General features: G+C 67.3%; 14 protein-coding genes. 5 read left to right on the top strand and 9 right to left on the bottom strand.

Annotation, left to right across the window (positions count from 1 at the left end):
* Window positions 1–38: 38 nt before the first annotated feature.
* Both ACNQS7_RS29120 and ACNQS7_RS29115 read left to right on the top strand, forming a co-directional pair.
* The gene (locus ACNQS7_RS29120) at window positions 39–1181 is read left to right on the top strand and encodes an aromatic ring-hydroxylating oxygenase subunit alpha (protein ID WP_418015268.1); all 1143 of its coding nucleotides are present in this window, start codon (window positions 39–41) and stop codon (window positions 1179–1181) included.
* A 151-nt stretch (window positions 1182–1332) separates the two neighbouring features.
* Window positions 1333–3951 (top strand): PE family protein, encoded by a 2619-nt coding sequence (locus tag ACNQS7_RS29115; protein ID WP_418015267.1) that lies wholly within the window; start codon window positions 1333–1335, stop codon window positions 3949–3951.
* Here ACNQS7_RS29115 and ACNQS7_RS29110 read toward each other — a convergent pair.
* Window positions 3948–5267 (bottom strand): lipocalin-like domain-containing protein, encoded by a 1320-nt coding sequence (locus ACNQS7_RS29110; protein ID WP_418015266.1) that lies wholly within the window; start codon window positions 5265–5267, stop codon window positions 3948–3950. The genes ACNQS7_RS29115 and ACNQS7_RS29110 overlap by 4 nt on opposite strands.
* 92 nt (window positions 5268–5359) lie before the next feature.
* Between ACNQS7_RS29110 and ACNQS7_RS29105 the strand changes: the two genes are divergently transcribed.
* Window positions 5360–6844: an aldehyde dehydrogenase gene (locus ACNQS7_RS29105; protein ID WP_418015265.1), complete on the top strand. Its 1485-nt coding sequence runs from the start codon at window positions 5360–5362 to the stop codon at window positions 6842–6844.
* Here the strand turns inward: ACNQS7_RS29105 and ACNQS7_RS29100 are convergent.
* The 7 genes from ACNQS7_RS29100 to ACNQS7_RS29070 all read right to left on the bottom strand — a co-directional run bounded on the left by ACNQS7_RS29100 (window position 6816) and on the right by ACNQS7_RS29070 (window position 13725).
* Window positions 6816–7256 (bottom strand): MaoC/PaaZ C-terminal domain-containing protein, encoded by a 441-nt coding sequence (locus ACNQS7_RS29100; RefSeq protein ID WP_418015264.1) that lies wholly within the window; start codon window positions 7254–7256, stop codon window positions 6816–6818. The genes ACNQS7_RS29105 and ACNQS7_RS29100 overlap by 29 nt on opposite strands.
* On the bottom strand, window positions 7253–7726 hold the full coding sequence (locus ACNQS7_RS29095; protein WP_418016197.1) for an FAS1-like dehydratase domain-containing protein: 474 nt from the start codon (window positions 7724–7726) through the stop codon (window positions 7253–7255). The genes ACNQS7_RS29100 and ACNQS7_RS29095 overlap by 4 nt, the downstream gene beginning before the upstream one ends.
* Window positions 7727–7785: 59 nt before the next feature.
* Window positions 7786–8205 (bottom strand): nuclear transport factor 2 family protein, encoded by a 420-nt coding sequence (locus ACNQS7_RS29090; RefSeq protein ID WP_418015263.1) that lies wholly within the window; start codon window positions 8203–8205, stop codon window positions 7786–7788.
* 22 nt (window positions 8206–8227) lie between these two features.
* Window positions 8228–9790 (bottom strand): AMP-binding protein, encoded by a 1563-nt coding sequence (locus ACNQS7_RS29085; RefSeq protein WP_418015262.1) that lies wholly within the window; start codon window positions 9788–9790, stop codon window positions 8228–8230.
* A gap of 10 nt (window positions 9791–9800) precedes the next feature.
* Entirely contained in the window at window positions 9801–10928 is a 1128-nt protein-coding gene (locus tag ACNQS7_RS29080; RefSeq protein ID WP_418015261.1) for a Rieske 2Fe-2S domain-containing protein, read from the bottom strand.
* A gap of 197 nt (window positions 10929–11125) precedes the next feature.
* Window positions 11126–11317, bottom strand: coding sequence for a ferredoxin (locus ACNQS7_RS29075; RefSeq protein ID WP_055577789.1), 192 nt, complete (start codon window positions 11315–11317; stop codon window positions 11126–11128).
* A 17-nt stretch (window positions 11318–11334) separates the two neighbouring features.
* Window positions 11335–13725 (bottom strand): CoA transferase, encoded by a 2391-nt coding sequence (locus ACNQS7_RS29070; RefSeq protein ID WP_418016196.1) that lies wholly within the window; start codon window positions 13723–13725, stop codon window positions 11335–11337.
* Between the two features lie 86 nt (window positions 13726–13811).
* Here ACNQS7_RS29070 and ACNQS7_RS29065 point away from each other — a divergent pair, with 86 nt between their 5' ends.
* Window positions 13812–14633: a FadR/GntR family transcriptional regulator gene (locus ACNQS7_RS29065; protein WP_055577788.1), complete on the top strand. Its 822-nt coding sequence runs from the start codon at window positions 13812–13814 to the stop codon at window positions 14631–14633.
* The gene (locus ACNQS7_RS29060; RefSeq protein ID WP_418015260.1) at window positions 14630–15358 is read left to right on the top strand and encodes an SDR family oxidoreductase; all 729 of its coding nucleotides are present in this window, start codon (window positions 14630–14632) and stop codon (window positions 15356–15358) included. The genes ACNQS7_RS29065 and ACNQS7_RS29060 overlap by 4 nt, the downstream gene beginning before the upstream one ends.
* Here the strand turns inward: ACNQS7_RS29060 and ACNQS7_RS29055 are convergent.
* The gene (locus tag ACNQS7_RS29055) at window positions 15321–16172 is read right to left on the bottom strand and encodes an LLM class flavin-dependent oxidoreductase (RefSeq protein WP_418015259.1); all 852 of its coding nucleotides are present in this window, start codon (window positions 16170–16172) and stop codon (window positions 15321–15323) included. The genes ACNQS7_RS29060 and ACNQS7_RS29055 overlap by 38 nt on opposite strands.
* Window positions 16173–16200 lie beyond the last annotated feature (28 nt).

Here is a 16200-nt window from a genome sequence, read left to right as displayed (position 1 = left end):
CTTGACCTTACAACCGTCGGAAGGTCTGTAATGGAACGATGCAACACGACCAGCTCATCGACCTCACCCGCCGCGCGCTGAAATTAGCGCGGGACAAAACGACCGACCTCGCGCCCGCTCAGCACCTGGTCGACGCGCGCGAGTACACCTCGGCCGAACGGCACGAGCGGGACCGCGCCCTGGTGATGGCCAGCCCGCAACTGGTCGGCTATGTCTCTGAGTTGCCCGAGCCGGGTTCGTACTGCACCAAGACGGTGATGGGCCGGTCGATCCTGCTGACCAGAATCGCCGACGGTTCGGTCAAGGCGTTCGACAATGTCTGCCTGCACCGGCAGGCGCAGGTCGTATCGGGATGCGGCGTGGCCAAGCGGTTCACCTGCCCGTACCACGCCTGGACATACGACAACACGGGCCGCCTGTTCGCCGTTCCCGGCCGCGAAGGCTTTCCGGATGTGACGCCGAAATCCGATGGCCTGACCGAGCTGCCGGCCACCGAGTTCGCCGGATTCCTCTGGGTGGCAATGGAACCCGGCACCAATCTGAACGTGGCTGCGCATCTGGGGCCGTTGGCCGAAGAGCTCGACTCATGGGGCATCGGTCGCTGGTCACCGCTGGGCGAGAAGGTGCTCGACTCCCCCATCAACTGGAAGCTCGCCATTGACACCTTCGCCGAGAACTACCACTTCGCGACCGTCCACCAGCAGACCTTCGCGACGATCGCGCGCAGCAACTGCACCGTGTTCGACGCCTACGGGCCGCACCACCGATTGATCTTCCCGCTCAACACGATCCTGGACCTCGACGACACCGCCGAGGATCAGTGGGTTCCGCTGAACAATCTGGTCGTCATCTACGCGTTGTTCCCGAACATCGTCATCTCGGTGACCATCGCCAACGGCGAGTTGTTCCGCGTGTACCCCGGCGACCGGCCGGGCCGATCCACCACGGTTCACCAGAATTCGACACCTCTGGACATGTCCGACGAATCCATGGCCGCGGGCGCGCAAGCCGTCTTCGAGTACGCCCACGCCACCGTGCGCGACGAGGACTACCGGTTGGTCGAGGGGCTGCAGGCCAACCTCGAATCGGGCGCCCGGGCGCGACTTGTGTTCGGGCGCAACGAGCCTGGGTTGCAGCACCGTCACATCGCGTGGCAGCGGGCGCTGGCAACGGGCGAATGACTGCCCCACCCCACCGCTGACTGCCCTTATGAGTCATGTGAATGGTTTGTGAATACTTAACTATTGCTCGTGGATATGTGCTGCAATCTGACGCACGCCCCGCGCAGGGTAGTCGGGCTCCTGCCGAGTTGTGCTCACCTGGAGGTGTCAGATGGCGTTTGTGATTGCTATCCCAGAGCAGGTGGCTTTGGCCGCAACGGATTTGGAGAATGTGGGTGCGACGCTGACTGCGGCCAGCGCTGCTGCGGCGGGCCCGACGACCGGGTTACTGGCGGCCGCCCAGGATGAGGTCTCGGCCGCCATCGCGGCCGTGTTCTCCGGACACGCCCAGAGTTATCAGGCGCTCAGTGTGCAAGCACAAGCGTTCCATGCGGAGTTCGCCCGGGCGTTGAGCGCCGGAGCGGGCGCTTACGCGGCCGCCGAAGCCGCCAATGCTTCCCCCTTGCAGCAATTGTTGGCAGCCATCAATGCTCCCGTGCAGACGCTGACCGGCCGACCGCTGATCGGCGACGGCGCCAACGGCGCACCCGGCACCGGGCAAGATGGCTCGCCCGGCGGGTGGTTGCTCGGAAATGGTGGAGCCGGCGGATCCGGCGCGGCGGGAACCGGCCAGAAGGGTGGCGCCGGCGGCGCCGCCGGGTTCGTCGGCAACGGCGGGGCGGGCGGCGCTGGTGGAAGCTCCGCGATCGGGATGGGCGGGACCGGTGGGGCTGGCGGTGCCGGAGGGTGGCTGTCGGGCAACGCCGGAGCCGGTGGCGCCGGCGGGTACTCCTCGGACCCGAGTAATGCGGGCGGACCAGGCGGAGCCGGTGGCGCCGGGGGGTTGTTCGGTGGAGGCGGAACCGGCGGGGCCGGTGGTAGCAACCCCGCGGGCTCCGGTGGCAACGGTGGGGCAGGTGGGACCAGCGGGCCGCTCGCCGGGCTGGTCGGCGCAAGCGGCGGCCAGGGCGGAGCCGGTGGATACGGCGCCAGCGCCGGAGGCCACGGCGGTGCTGGTGGCGACGCCGGCTTGCTGGGCGGTTCCGGCGGAACTGGAGGCGACGGCGGATACAGCGGTAGCGGAAGCGCAGGTGCCGGTGGCGCCGGCGGAGCGGCCGGATTAATCGGTGACGGCGGTGCCGGCGGGGACGGCGGCGGCAGCCCGCTGCTCCTGGGGGGTTCTGGTGGGTCCGGCGGTCAGGGCGGCCTGCTGTTCGGCTCCGGCGGGGCTGGTGGGACCGGCGGCGCCGGTGTCTCAACAGCATCTGGCGGCGCGGGTGGAGCGGGCGGCGACGCTGGGCTCTTCGGCTTCGGCGGCACGGGTGGCGCCGGCGGGTCCGGCATCTTGAACTCGGGCGGTATCGGAGGAAGCGGTGGACGGGGCGGCCTGATCTTCGGCAATGGTGGTGCTGGCGGTTCCGGTGGCTGCGCATCGGCGGTTGCCAGCGGAGGCGGCGGCGGCAGTGGCGGCAGCGCGATGCTGATAGGCAATGGCGGCAACGCCGGGACGGGCGGCACCGGACTCACCACTGGCAACAGCGGCCTCGGCGGCGTCGGCGGGCCGATTCTGGGCCTGGATGGTTTCAATGCCTCGCCCAGTAGTTCACCCCTGCACAGCCTGCAACAGCTGGTGCTCAACACCGTCAATGCGCCGGTCCAGGCTCTGACCGGCCGCCCCTTGGTAGGCAACGGCGCGCCAGGCGCTGCCGGAACCGGAGCCAACGGTGGTTTGGGCGGGTGGCTGCTCGGCGATGGAGGCGCGGGCGGCGCCGGGGCGGCGGGTTCCGGCCAACCAGGCGGGACCGGTGGCGCCGCCGGGTTGTTCGGCGCCGGCGGTGCCGGAGGCAACGGTGCGAACATCGCTGCGGGTGACGGCAACGGTGCCGGCGGAGCCGGCGGCGCCGGTGGCTGGCTGTTCGGCAATGGCGGCGGGGGCGGGGCCGGTGGCGTTAACTCAGCAATCGCTGGTGCAGGCGCCGGCGGTCGCGGCGGGTCTGCCTGGCTATTCGGCGCCGGCGGTGCCGGCGGTACCGGCGGGACGAACGCTGGTATCGGCTCGCCAGGCGCCGGCGGGGCTGGCGGGACCGGCGGGATATTCGGTGGTTTGCTCGGCGTCGGCGGCGGTGGCGGAGGTGACGGCGGGGCGAGCGTTAGTGGCGGCCCGGGCGGCGACGGCGGAGCCGGTGGCAGCGCTGGGTTGTTTGGTGGTCCAGGCGGGGCCGGTGGTACCGGAGGCACTTCAGCTGGTGGCAACGGCGGAACTGGTGGGACGGGTGGATCCGGTGGCCAGTTGTTCGGAAGCGGCGGAGCCGGCGGGCAGGGTGGTCTCACCTTGGGCCTACTCGGCAGCGCTGGAGGTGGCCAGGGCGGCATCGGTGGCAATGCCGGGCTGCTGTTCGGCGGCGGCGGCCAGGGCGGCTCCGGCGGCGCAAGCCTTGCCGCAACGCCTGGCGGGAACGGCGGCGGCGGGGGCAGTGCGAGCTGGTTCGGCGGCGGCGGGGCAGGCGGCGCGGGTGGTGTCGGAGGATCGGTGGCCGGAAACGGCGGGGGCGGCGGAACCGGTGGGCAGCTAGTGGGCGTCGGTGGTGCTGGCGGCGCCGGCGGAGACGGCAGCGACACCGGAGACGGCGGCACCGGCGGCATTGGCGGTGGCGCCGTGCTGATCGGCAACGGCGGCGGCGGCGGCAACGGGGGCAACCCCGGCGCCGGTGGTGGCACCGCGGGCAGCGGCGCCGCAGGCGGCGGTGCCGGGCTGATCTTGGGTCAGCACGGAAACGCCGGTCTGCCTTAGCCGCTGGACAGGACGCTGGCCAGGTCGTTGAAAAGTGTTGCAAAAGCGGTGCTTTGACCGGTACGCAACTGTGTCACCAGCGCCAGCGCTTCGTCTCGCCGGCCGGCGCTCAATAGCGACCTGAACTGATTCACCGCAGCCTGGACGTCGGGATCATCGGCGCCGGCGGCGGCCAGCACTTCCACCAGCTCCCAGTCCCGGTACATGGCCAACGAACGCTCGTTGAACGCGAAGCCCGTGACGGCCTCGCCCCCGAGCATCCCGTGGTAGCGGTACGGGCCTTCCATGTACTCGATCGGCAGGCCGTGCGCCGGGGCCGCCACCAACGGCTCCCCGATGATATCCAAATCCAAAGCGGCACAGGTGATCCGATGACGGTCGGGCATGTACCTCGGCTTGCTCGGCGGCCGGATGAGGGTCCGGATCGCGTCCGGCCAGCGAACGTAGCTGCTGATCGTGACGTCGAAATCCTCGGCACACTGCGGTGGCCGATCGTCGGGATAGCTCGTCGTGATACCGGTAAACGGTTGCAGCGCATTGCCTTCGGTGCGCAGGAACTGCCGCCAGATACTCATGTCCACGCCGTTGTCGAAATTGATCGTGCGCCACTCGTGCGACCTGGTGCGCGGCGGCTCACCGGTTCCGCCGCCGGCGTACTTCGGGAACCATTGCCGGTCCACGTGCCCGGCGCTGCCGCTGACCTGTTCCGTGGTCGTACCCCAACGGAGGGTCCCGGTCATGGCCATGCCGGTCTGAAAGTACGAGTAGGTATCGTCCTGGCCGAAGCAGGCGATCTTGCCGTTGTACGTTGAGGCGCCCAGCGGTGTCGGGGCCCGGGTCGGCGTCACCGTGAGGTCCAGGTGCATCGACTGGCCGGCCTGGTCGGTGCCCGTCAGGCTGATCTGGTAGGTGTAAGGCCGCAATGCACCGTCAGCGTCGCGCACCGTAGCCCACCGGGCAAAGCCGGCACCGGTGTCGTAGGACACGTCGAGATGCCCTACCGCACTGGACAGTTTGGGTTTCGCGCCGGGCTCGGTGCTGGCCGGAGGCATGTCGTAGTCCGTGTAAGTGCCGTACTCACCGCTGTCGAGATCGAACAACGCAAGCGTGTAGAAATCGGCGACGATGCTGCCCCCGGGCCGGTTCCGGTTGAAGATGGTCAGGAACGCGAAGGAGCGATCGGCCGAGGCCAGCTCTCCTGCGATGAACCAGGTGTCGGACTCCTGATCGGGGTGCTGGCCTTCGGCCGCGGGAAAATCGAGTTGGCTGTCCCCGGGCACCAATTCGAACGGGTAGCTACGCCAATCGCCGGTCACGTCACGCCTCGCGTCGAAGGAAACCCCGCTTTTTTGGCTATGTTAGCATCAATAGCGAAATTACCGTCGCCTGCCCTGAGGTGGTTACCCCGATGACGGCGAGTCTGCGTTCCTATGACCAACTCTTCGTCGGCGGCCGGTGGCGCGCGCCGTCCAGCCCCGAGCGTCTGCAGGTCATCTCCCCGCACTCCGAGGAACCGATCGCAGAAGTGCCCGCCGGGACCGCCGGTGATGTCGACGCGGCCGTCCGGGCCGCCCGCCGTGCGTTCGACGAGGGCCCATGGCCGCGGCTGCAACCGCGGCAGCGGATGCGCAAGATTGAAGAACTGGCCGCGGTTTACGGCCGGCACATCGAAGAGATGGCTGACCTGATCACTGCGCAGATGGGATCGCCGCGCAGTTTCAGCCGGCTCGGTCAGGCGGCCGGCGCCGCCTCCATGATTCATCTGACACTCGCGGCAGCGCGCGACTTTCCCTGGGTGGAGCGCCGCCAAGGCGTGCTGGGCGAGGCCCACCTGCGCCGCGCGCCGGTCGGCGTGGTCGGGGCGATCGTGCCGTGGAACGTGCCGCAATGCCTGATCATGCCCAAGTTGATTCCGGCGCTGATCGCCGGCTGCAGCGTGATCATCAAGCCCGCGCCCGAAACCCCCTTGGACGCATTGTGGTTGGCCGAGATGATCGAACAGCTCGAGCTGCCCGAAGGAGTCGTGTCGGTCGTGACCGGCGGCCCGGATGTCGGCGAGGCCCTGGTCCGGCATCCCGGCGTGGACAAGATCGCGTTTACCGGATCCAGCGCCACCGGACGTCGCATAGCGGCGCTGTGCGGCGAGCAGTTGAAGCGGGTGAGCCTGGAGCTCGGCGGCAAATCGGCGGCCATCGTGCTCGACGACGCCGACATCGGCAAGACGGTGGCCGGGCTGAAGACCGCCGGCCTGATGAACAACGGGCAGGCGTGTGTCGCGCAGACGCGCATCCTGGTCAGCCAACGCCGCCATGACGAACTGGTCGAGGCACTCGCCGACATGATGGCGAGCCTGAATGTCGGCGATCCCACCGACGACAAGACCGACATCGGGCCGCTCGTCGCCCAACGCCAGCAGCAGCGGGTGCAGGACTACATCCGGTCCGGGCAGCAGGAAGGTGCGCGGCTGGTGGTCGGCGGCGCGGATGCTCCGGAGCCCCGCGGCTGGTACGTGCGCCCGACGCTGTTCACCGATGCCACCAACGACATGCGGATCGCGCGCGAGGAGATTTTCGGCCCGGTCCTGACGGTGCTGACCTATACCGACGAGGACCACGCGGTCGCGATCGCCAATGACAGCGATTACGGTCTGGCCGGGTCGGTGTGGACCGCGGACACCGCACACGGCCTCGACATCGCGGCGCGGGTACGCACGGGCACCTACGGCATCAACATGTACATGCTCGACATCAGCACCCCGTTCGGCGGCTTCAAGCACTCCGGGATCGGACGTGAGTTCGGGCCGGAGGGCCTGGAGGAATACGTGGAGCTGCAGTCGGTCGCCTGCAACGGAAAGTTGCCGCCGCTCAACGCGGTTGGGGAAACTGCACCGTGATCTCGACCGGGCAGCACAGCACATTGTGCTGGTTGCGCACCTCGATCCGCAGGTCGACGAGGTAGCGCGGGGGATCCATCGTGGTGTCGCAGCGTTTGGCCACCGCCCGCCCCCGACCCACCATGGAGTCGCCGGCATAGATGGAGCCGGCCAGTCGCATCGAGCGTCGCACTATGCGGCTGGTCGGACCGGCCCAGTCGGTGGCGATGCGGTCGGCGAATCCGGCCAGGTGCATGGTGTTGACGAAAATCGTTGGATTGCCCTGGCTTTGCGCATAGGCGGGGTCGAAGTGGCCGGGAAAGTAGTCCCAGGTGGCGCCGGCGTTCTCGATTACCCGCTGATAGCTGATCTCGTCGACAACGTCGGGCAGGTCGGCGGGGATGCTGATCGCGTTCCAATCCAGTTCGCTCACGGGGTCGCCCCGGGCGTGAATCGGAACAGCGTGTTACGGGATGTGGCAACGACGGCGCCGTCCTGCCGGCGGTAGGTCTCCAGGGTCTCCACGAAGTGCCCGACACCGAGCCGGGTCCGCTTCTCCGGCGATACCGACACCAACTCCTCCACCGCGGTCAACAGATCACCTTCCAGGATCGGGTGCACAAACTCAACGTCGTTGGCGGCGTTGATAAATGTGGTACCAGGCAAGGGCACGCGCAGGGCCAGTGAGGCGCTCGGCGGGCGCCCTCCCGGTTGCCAGGGCGGCGGTATCAGCCAGCCCATCAACAGCGCCGGCGGGGCCAGCAGGCCGCCCCACTGCTCGCGAGCGAACTCGGCATCCCAGTAGGAGCGGTTGCCGTCGCGGACCATTGCGGCGAACAACTGAATGCGCGCGCCGCTGATCGGCGTTGCCGCCGTGCGGGGTTCACCCTTCGCGCCGACCATGCTCAACGCGTCGTCGTAGGTGCCGAAGACCAGCTGGTAGCTCAGCTCCACGTCGGCACTCACATGACGAGGTGGCGGCTTGGCACCGAATCCCAGACGAGCTCGCGGGACGTGAAATACCAGCCGCCCCGCTCGTAGATCAGCTGGTCCCGGTACGTTCCGGTGGCCTGCAGCGTGGTGTCGTTGTGCACGGCGAAAAGTATTGCCACACAATACTGTGTCGCGTTGACGCCGTCGATGTGGATCTCATGGTCAACCGAGACCAGCCGCTGTCCGTCCCCGCCGTCGAAAGCCGACCACAGGTCGGTGAATGACTCGCCCCCGCGAATGTAGCGGGCGCCGGAATGGCGGAACGTGGTGATCCACGCCTCGCGATTCCCCTGCGAGTACGCCCGGTTGTGCCGCGCGGTCAGGTCCAGGATGCCCGCACGTCCCGTCGCGGCCTGCAGCATCTGCTGTTCTTGATACGTCATTGTCATCGCTATTTCTCCACCCTGTCTGTCACCGACTCAGTACGTATCCGTGGCGTTCACGATCCCATGCGCCCGCCGACAACCCGCGGGCGCGCAACAGGTCTTTGCGTATCCGCCCGATGACGTTTCGCGGAAGTTCAGCAACGGTATCGACGTATCGGGGCACGCAGAAGTAAGGCATCCGGGCGGCGCAGTAATCGAGCAGCTCCGCGCAATCCAGTGCGGCGCCGGCACGTAACGTCACGACCAACAGGATGTCGTCTTCACCGAGGTCGCTCGGCACGGCGACCGCGGCGGCTTCTGCCACGGCCGGGTGACTCGTCACCACCGCCTCCACTTCCACCGACGAGACGTTCTCGCCACGTCGGCGCAGCGAGTCCTTGACCCGGTCCACGTACGTGAGGTTTCCGTCGGTGTCGAGCGAGCCCAGGTCACCGGTGCGGAACCAGTCCGGGTGTGGATCCACCTGCAGATCCGGGCCATCACTTCCGCGCACATACCCCTGACTCATCACGCCGCCGTACCGGGCCCGGCAGCTGATCTCGCCGACGGATCCGGCCGGCAACTCCGCGCCGGCAGCATCGATGATGCGCACCTCGAAGTTCGGATTGATCTGGCCCGACGTGCCGGGCACCCCGTCATAGGCGACGCCGTTGACCGCCAGCGGAAAGGCCTCCGTCATCCCATACATGGTGACAACGACACAGCCGTAACGCTTTTCGATCGTCCGGTAAGACTTCGCGTCGATCGGGGCCGCCGAGATGAACCGCAGCGGAAGCTGCGCGTCACGCGGATCCGGCGGCAGGTTCTGCAGCATCGACACCATCGCACCGGCACCCACGAAGCCGACCGCACCGTGTGCCCGCACGTCGTCCCATACGGCGTCGGGGTGAAAAGCGCCGGCCAGCACGGTCATTCCGCCCACCAGCAGCGGCGCCAGCACGCTGGGCGCCGCGCTGAGGTGGAACAGAGGCATCGCGGTCCACAGCACCTCCCCCGCCGCGAACTCCCAGGCCGCGACCGCGGTAGCCGCCACGGTGAAGAGGTACTGCCACGATGTGGCAACCGCTTTCGACGGGCCGGTGGTGCCCGAGGTGAAGAACAGCGTCAACGTTTCAGGGGTCCCGACGACGGCCGCCACCGAAACGTCTTGACCCAGCGCCGCGGCGACCGAATCATCCTGGATCACAATGGTTCTGATATCGGCCATCTCATCGACACGACCGCGGCGCTCTAGATCGGTGATCACCAGCTTGGCCTGTGACAACTGCAGAGCATGCAGCAGGAAGTCGCCCTTGTTGGCCGCGTTCACCGCGGCACTCACCGCGCCGATCCGGGCCGCCCCCAGCCAGAAGTAGATCCACTCTGGGCAGGTCGCCGTGAACAACGCGACGCAATCGCCGGAGCCGATACCCTGATCCAGCAACAGCTTCGCCGCCGCGCTGGACCGTTGCCGCAATTGCTCGAAGGTGATGTCGGTCCCGGCCACTGACAGCATGACCCGGTCGGGATACTGCTCGGCGCGGCGATCGAGGACTGCCGCCACGGTGAAGCTGTCGACACCGAAGTCGTCGGGCCGCGGGGGTCCCATCAGGCTTCCATCAGGCCTTGGCAGCCGCCGGGTCCGGCTCGCCGTCGGCGGTGTAGCCGAAGTCGTTGGGCGACGGTTGTTTACCCGGGTAGAAGCGGTGTGCCCAGCGCCGGAGTGCCGCATAATCGTGCGCCTCTTCCGGCGCCAGGTTCGGCTTCTCCAGGTACTTCATATTCTCCCAGGTGAAGAAGTCCTGCTTGATCACTTCCTGCTGCAGCGCCAGGAATTTGGCCGCACGACCGGTCGGCGCGTCGCCGCTGTCACCGGATTCACGGATAGAGGCCTGGGTGTAGAAATAGTCGGTGTAATCCTCGTCGACCGGGGTCTGCCCGGTGACCTGACAGGTGGCAACGAGGTCACTGGGAAAGCGGACGACGCCGAGTCCCAGCGAGTAGTTGTCGTAGATGATCTTGGCGTCCACCGGGCCGTTCGGCGTCAACCACGTCTTGGCCCGGCCGCCGCCGAAGTGGGCGTTGACGGTGGCGTGCAGGTGATAGCCGGACACCTCGAACGAGGCGGTGTTGGCGGGATTTGCCGCTTTGTGCACGTATTGCACGTGATACGGGTCGGCCGCGTTCTCGATGATCATCTGCGCATGCACCTTGACCCGGTTGACCATCCGGGTGTGTGGATGCAGCGGGTAGTACTCGTCGGTCTCCAGCTCAGGCAGCACCGGCGGCTGCCAGTACGGCGCGCGGCCGTGCCGTTCGTGCCAGACCAGGATGAAGCCGTACCACTCGGTGGCCGGATAGGTACGGATGCGGACGTTGTTCTTGCAACCGATCTTGCTGTACGGGATCAGCGCGTTGGTGCCGTCACCGCGCCACTGCCAGCCGTGCCACGGGCAAACGATGTGCTCACCCTCCACCGTGCCGCCGACGCCCATGTTCGCGCCGAGGTGCTGGCAGTAGGCGTCCAGCACATGCACCTTTCCGGACTTGGTGCGGAACAGCACCAACTCCTCGCCGAAGTAGTGCACCCTCTTGACCTCGCCGGCAGCGAGGTCAGAAGCGAAGCCGACGATGAACCAGCCGGTCGGGAAACGGTAAGTGGACAGCGCGATCCCGGAGGGTCCGAACTCCTGTTCCGAAGGGTCCTCGGTTTCGGCCGATGCCAGGCCTGAAGATATGTCCGTCACGAGTTCTCCGTTTCCCACGCGGCGGTGCAGCGATGAGGCCGCCACACTTCACCGCGGTTCGGCGCGTATGTCTATTTTTACTATTTTAGACATTGAACGTCAACGCGGCTGCCCCAGCCCCGATTCGACATGGGTTGCGTAACTCACTCAAAGGCTGAATGTCGGTCGCGCCTTGACGCAGCGCGCTCAGTTCGATGTCACTCGACGATGCGCAGCGCCGCCCTCGGACACTGTTCGACTGCGGCGCGCACGTCGATTTCGCGTTCCGCGGGCACCGGACCATCGGCAATCTGCACGACGTCCTCATCCCCCAGTTCAAAGATGTCCGGGGCGATGGACTCGCAAAAACCGTTGGCCTCGCACATATCCGGGTCGACGATCACCCGCATCGGATGCCCCTTCCTCCTCAGAGCCCTACTGGGCGGGTCCCGATCACCTTGCCGGCGGCAAGATGCTCGAGTTCGGCCTCAGTCAGCCCACATTGATCGCGCAGTATGTCCTCATTGTGCTCGCCGAGTGTCGGCGGCGGGCGTAACAGCCACTGCCGCTGACCGGCCAGCAGGGCGAACGGCGGGGTGGGATACAGGCCCGGGCCGGTTCGCGGGTGCACCAGCGACTCGAAAAAGCCCCGAGCGCGCAACTGAGGATTCTCGGTGACGAGCGACGGCGAACCGACCGGTGCGGCCGGCACACCGGCCGCCGCCAGCAACTCCACCGTCGCATCGAGCGGTTGTGTGGCGAACCATTCCTGCAGCGCGAGGTCGATCTCGTCGGCCCGTTCCCGGCGACCGGCCTCGCCGGTCAATTCCTGGTCGCGTAACGCGCCGATCACGTTCACCAGGGACGCCCATTGACGGTCGTCACACATGCTGACCGCTATCCAGTCGTCGTCGCCCGCGCACCGGTAGATGTTCTGTAGCGCGCCGCCCTGTCCGCGATTTCCCCTCCGGCTCAACGTCTTACCGAACACCTCGGCTTCGATCGGTTGTATCGCCGTGGTATTCAGCACCGTCTCCAGCATCGGCAACTCGACCTGCTGGCCGGTGCCGGTGCGCTCGGTGAAGTGCAGCGCGGCCAGTACCGCGAACGCGGCGTGCACGCCTGCCAGCGGATCGCAGGCGCCGCGCGGAGTCACCGGAGGAGTTTCGGGCAGTCCGGTCACCCAGGTGAGCCCGCCGATCTGCTCCATGGTGGGAGCGAATCCCACCCGCTCGCGCCACGGCCCGGCCAGTCCGAAGGCCGGCATCCGGGTGACCACGAGTTCGGGATTGATCTTCAGCAGCACGTCGGCGGTGAGACCGAAGTGGTCCATCACACGCGGCGAGAAGTTTTCGATCACCACATCGGCGCCGGCAACCAGGGTACGGAACAGGCCCCGGCCTTCTTCGCTGCCCAAATCCAATGTGACGGAACGCTTGTTGGTGTTCATCGCATGGAAGACCCAGCCGTACTCCCACCAGTCGTCCACGTCGGTGCGCATGCCGCCCGAATAGCGGATGCCGTCGGGACGCTGGATGGACTCCACCTTCAGCACGTCGGCGCCGAACGCGGCAAGCAGGTGGGTGGCGGCGGGCCCGGCCCAGAAGGCTGTCAGGTCGACGATGCGGACACCCCGCAGCGGCAGCTCGGCATCCGCGGTCGAAGACGCGTGTTCGCTTGGCCGCCACGGTGATTCGTCATCATTGGCACCGAGCCCGGGGGTTTCGCGCACCGGCGCGGGCCCACACTCCGCCATCAGCCACGGCGCACGAGGCTGGTGGAATCCCGCAGGGTTGCGCACGAATACCCCACGTTCGATCATGTACTCCATGTCACGGATGGTGGCGCCGTTGCCCAGGGCCGCGATCGGCAGCCGGAAGAGCTGGCCCAGCTCGACGATTTCGGCGACCGTCCGCTCGGCGAACCAGGGACCGATCGATTCGTAGATGAAGTCGCGGTATTCCCAGCGGCCGATCTGAAACCGCAGCTGCGGAATCTCCTCGAACTGCGGGCATTCGACCATCGCGGCGAAGTCCAGCCACTGCTGTCCGGTGACCATCGTGATGCCGACGTAACCGTCCTTCGCCGGTACGATCGACGGCACCTCCAGGGTGCGCCGGATCGGCGGGACACGCAGCAGCTGGGAATGCAGCCATTCGCTGCTCTGCATCGCGGTGATCGCCTCGAGCATGGACAGGTCCAGGTGCTCGCCGGGACCGCCTCGCTGGACCCGACGGCGCACGGCCAGCGCTCCGAACGCTGCGTACACACCACCCATGTACTCGCCAAGGTCGCCGCCGATCGAGATCGGCGGACCCGCCGGGTCACCGCGGAAACCGGTACAGCCCGACCAGGCCTGCAGCGTGAACTCGGTGGCGGCGCGGTCGGCGAATGGGCCGGACCAGCCGAAGTCTGAGATGGTGACGACGACGGTGCGGGGCGACTCGGCCAGCAGTCGCTGTGGGTCGATGCCCAACTCGGTGGCGCGCGAAGGTGCGACGGCCACGATCACCACGTCGGCCCCGGCAAGTTCGGCTTGCAATCGCTGTGATTCCGGCGACACGCTCAGGCTGCTCTTGCCGGCATTGAGGTAGCAGAACAGCGGCGCGTCGTGCCCGGGCGGTACGGGCGAGCACGTCGCCGAATAGGTGCGCAGCGGATCCCCTTGTGGCGGCTCCACTTTGCGGACCTGGGCGCCGGTATCCACCAACAGCTTCCCGCAGTAGCTGCCGGCCAGGCGGTCACTGATCTCGACGACCCGAAGTTCGTCCAGGGGCGTCGGCCGGTTATCGGCCTGGTGACTCACGCGGCTATTTATACCATTACTGCTAAAATAGCTAAGCCAACCGAGTTCGCGGGTCAGTTACCGTGCGCTCTCTCCTGCTGCAGGTTGCGAGGAACCGGATGACCGCCTTGGGTATTGGACCCGACGCCCGTCGCCGGCTGTCGGCGCCCAGGATCGCTGAAATCGTAGCCGACGAGTTGCGCCGCCAGATCATCGACGGTGAACTGGCCGACGGCGATCTGCTGCCGCGCCAGGAAGTGCTGGTCGAGCAGTTCAAAGTCAGTCTGGTGTCGTTGCGCGAGGCCCTGAGAATCCTGGAGACCGAAGGGCTGGTCTCGGTGCGGCGGGGCAACCGCGGCGGTGCCGTCGTACACGCACCGGCCAAGACGAGCGCCGCCTACATGCTGGGCCTGGTCCTGCAGAGTGAGTCCGTCGCCGTCAGTGACCTCGGCGCGGCGTTGCAGGAGCTGGAGCCCGCCTGCGCCGCGCTGGCCGCCCAGCGCCCCGACCGCGCCGACACGCTGGTGCCTGAGCTCAAGCGGGTCAACGACGCCATGGCCGAGAACCTGGAAGACGGGCGGTTGTTCACCGAGATCGGCCGCGAATTCCACAATCTCATCGTCCGCGGTTGCGGCAATCACACCATCATCGCCGTCGTCGGCAGCCTTGAAACCCTGTGGAGCAGCCACGAACAACAGTGGGCGGACGAGAGTTCCGCCCGTGGCACCTATCCCTCGCTGGCCAAGCGCCGCGCGGCCCTCAACACTCACATCAAGCTCACCGAGACGATCGCCGAGGGTGACGTCGACCGGGCCCGGCGCATCGCCGGCCGCCACCTCGCCGACACCCAGACCTACGTGCTCTCCGGCCGGCCGGAACAACGGATCTACGCACTGTCGCCGCAGGCGTTGTCGCGTCCGCGGGACGTCCGGCGCCCTTGACGACCCCGCGAACCGCGTTGGTCACCGGCGGCAGCGGTGGCATCGGAAAAGCGTGTGCTGCCAAGCTCAGTCAGCTCGGTTACGACGTCGTGGTGGTGGCGCGCCGGGCGGAACCCCTGCGCGCGGCAGCCGAGGAGATCGGTGCCCGCGCGATCGTGGCCGACGCGTCCGACCCCGACGGATTCGCCGCTGCGATACGCCCGCTCGAGCATATCGACCTCGTCGTCCACGCCTCCGGCGCACTGGGTGGAACCTATGCGCGCAAGCAGACATTCGAGCAGTGGCGCACCATCATCTCGGCCAACCTGGATTCCTGCTTCGTGGTGACCTCCGCGGTGCTGCCGCGGATGCGGCCGGGATCACGCCTGATCTTCATCTCGTCGTCGGCATCCCACGAACCCATGATGGCGCGCACCGCATACTCGGCGTCCAAGGCCGGCATGAACGCGTTCGCCCGTGCCCTGGCTATGGAGGTCGACCGCGACGGCATCGCCGTGCATCTGGTGACTCCCGGTCCAGTCGAAACCGAAATGCTGCAGGATGTTCCGTTCGAGATGTACGCGATCCAGGTCTCCGACATCGCCAACGCCGTGGCATGGCTGGACACCGTCGAGCCGTCGGTCGAGCTGCCGGAGATCCGGCTCAGCGCGGTGCAGCGCGGACCCTACGCCCGCCCGCCGGTGGTGCCTACCGAAGTGCGTCGGCGTCGTTCGGAAAACTCCTGATCACCGATTCACCGAAGTCTTCGAGAGTCTGCGGTGCCGCGAAGTCGGCGAACCAGACATAGAAGCGTTCGACCCGCTGCGCGGCCAGGCCCGCGAAATGGGCGATCAACTCGTCGGCATCGCCGCAGACCAGGCCCGGTCCAAGATGGCCGAACCGCCGGACGCTGACCTCCCGCACGGCGTCGGGATCGGTTCCCGCCCGCGCGAAGCCGACCATCTGCTGAACCGAGATCCGGGCCGGTCCGGTGGAATCGGCCAGCCGCGGCAGCCGATCCAGGTGGTTCGCCTGCAGGTTCCACCAATCCGCATACTTGGCAACGAGTTTCATCATTCGCGGGCCGCTGCCGCCGAGGACCAGCGGTATCGGGTGCGCCGGCGCCGGATGCTGGGCCCCGGCCCAGTACCGGGTCAAAGCCTCGAGATGGCGTCCGAGTTGTTCGACCCGGGCCACCGGATCCTGCTGGCCGACATCGAATTTCGTGAACTCCGCGGGCCACGAGCCCGATCCGAGGCCGAGGTCGAAGCGTCCGTCGCAGGCCGCGGACAGCGTCACTGCCTGCTTCGCCAGCACCGCCGGATGCCGGAACGCGTCGCAGAGCACCAGGTGACCGATGCGCAACCGCTGGGTCCGGGCGGCAACCCAGCTGGCAATGGCCATTGCCTCCCAGATGTTTTCATCGGGCTGCCCCGGAGCCTCGAGATGATCGATGAAGGCGATTCCGTCGAATCCGGCCGCTTCGGCACACTGGGCGCGATCCACGATGTCGTCGACCGATAATCGCACCTGCGGCAGGAACAGATACCACTCGACCATCCGACCCGACCCTTTCCCGGTGGCTGCG

It is taken from the genome of Mycobacterium sp. 23, from assembly GCF_048287075.1.
Classification (GTDB): Bacteria; Actinomycetota; Actinomycetes; order Mycobacteriales; family Mycobacteriaceae; genus Mycobacterium; species Mycobacterium gordonae_B.
Note: the sequence above shows the minus strand (reverse complement) of the source record. Positions and strands in the feature narration are given on the sequence as shown.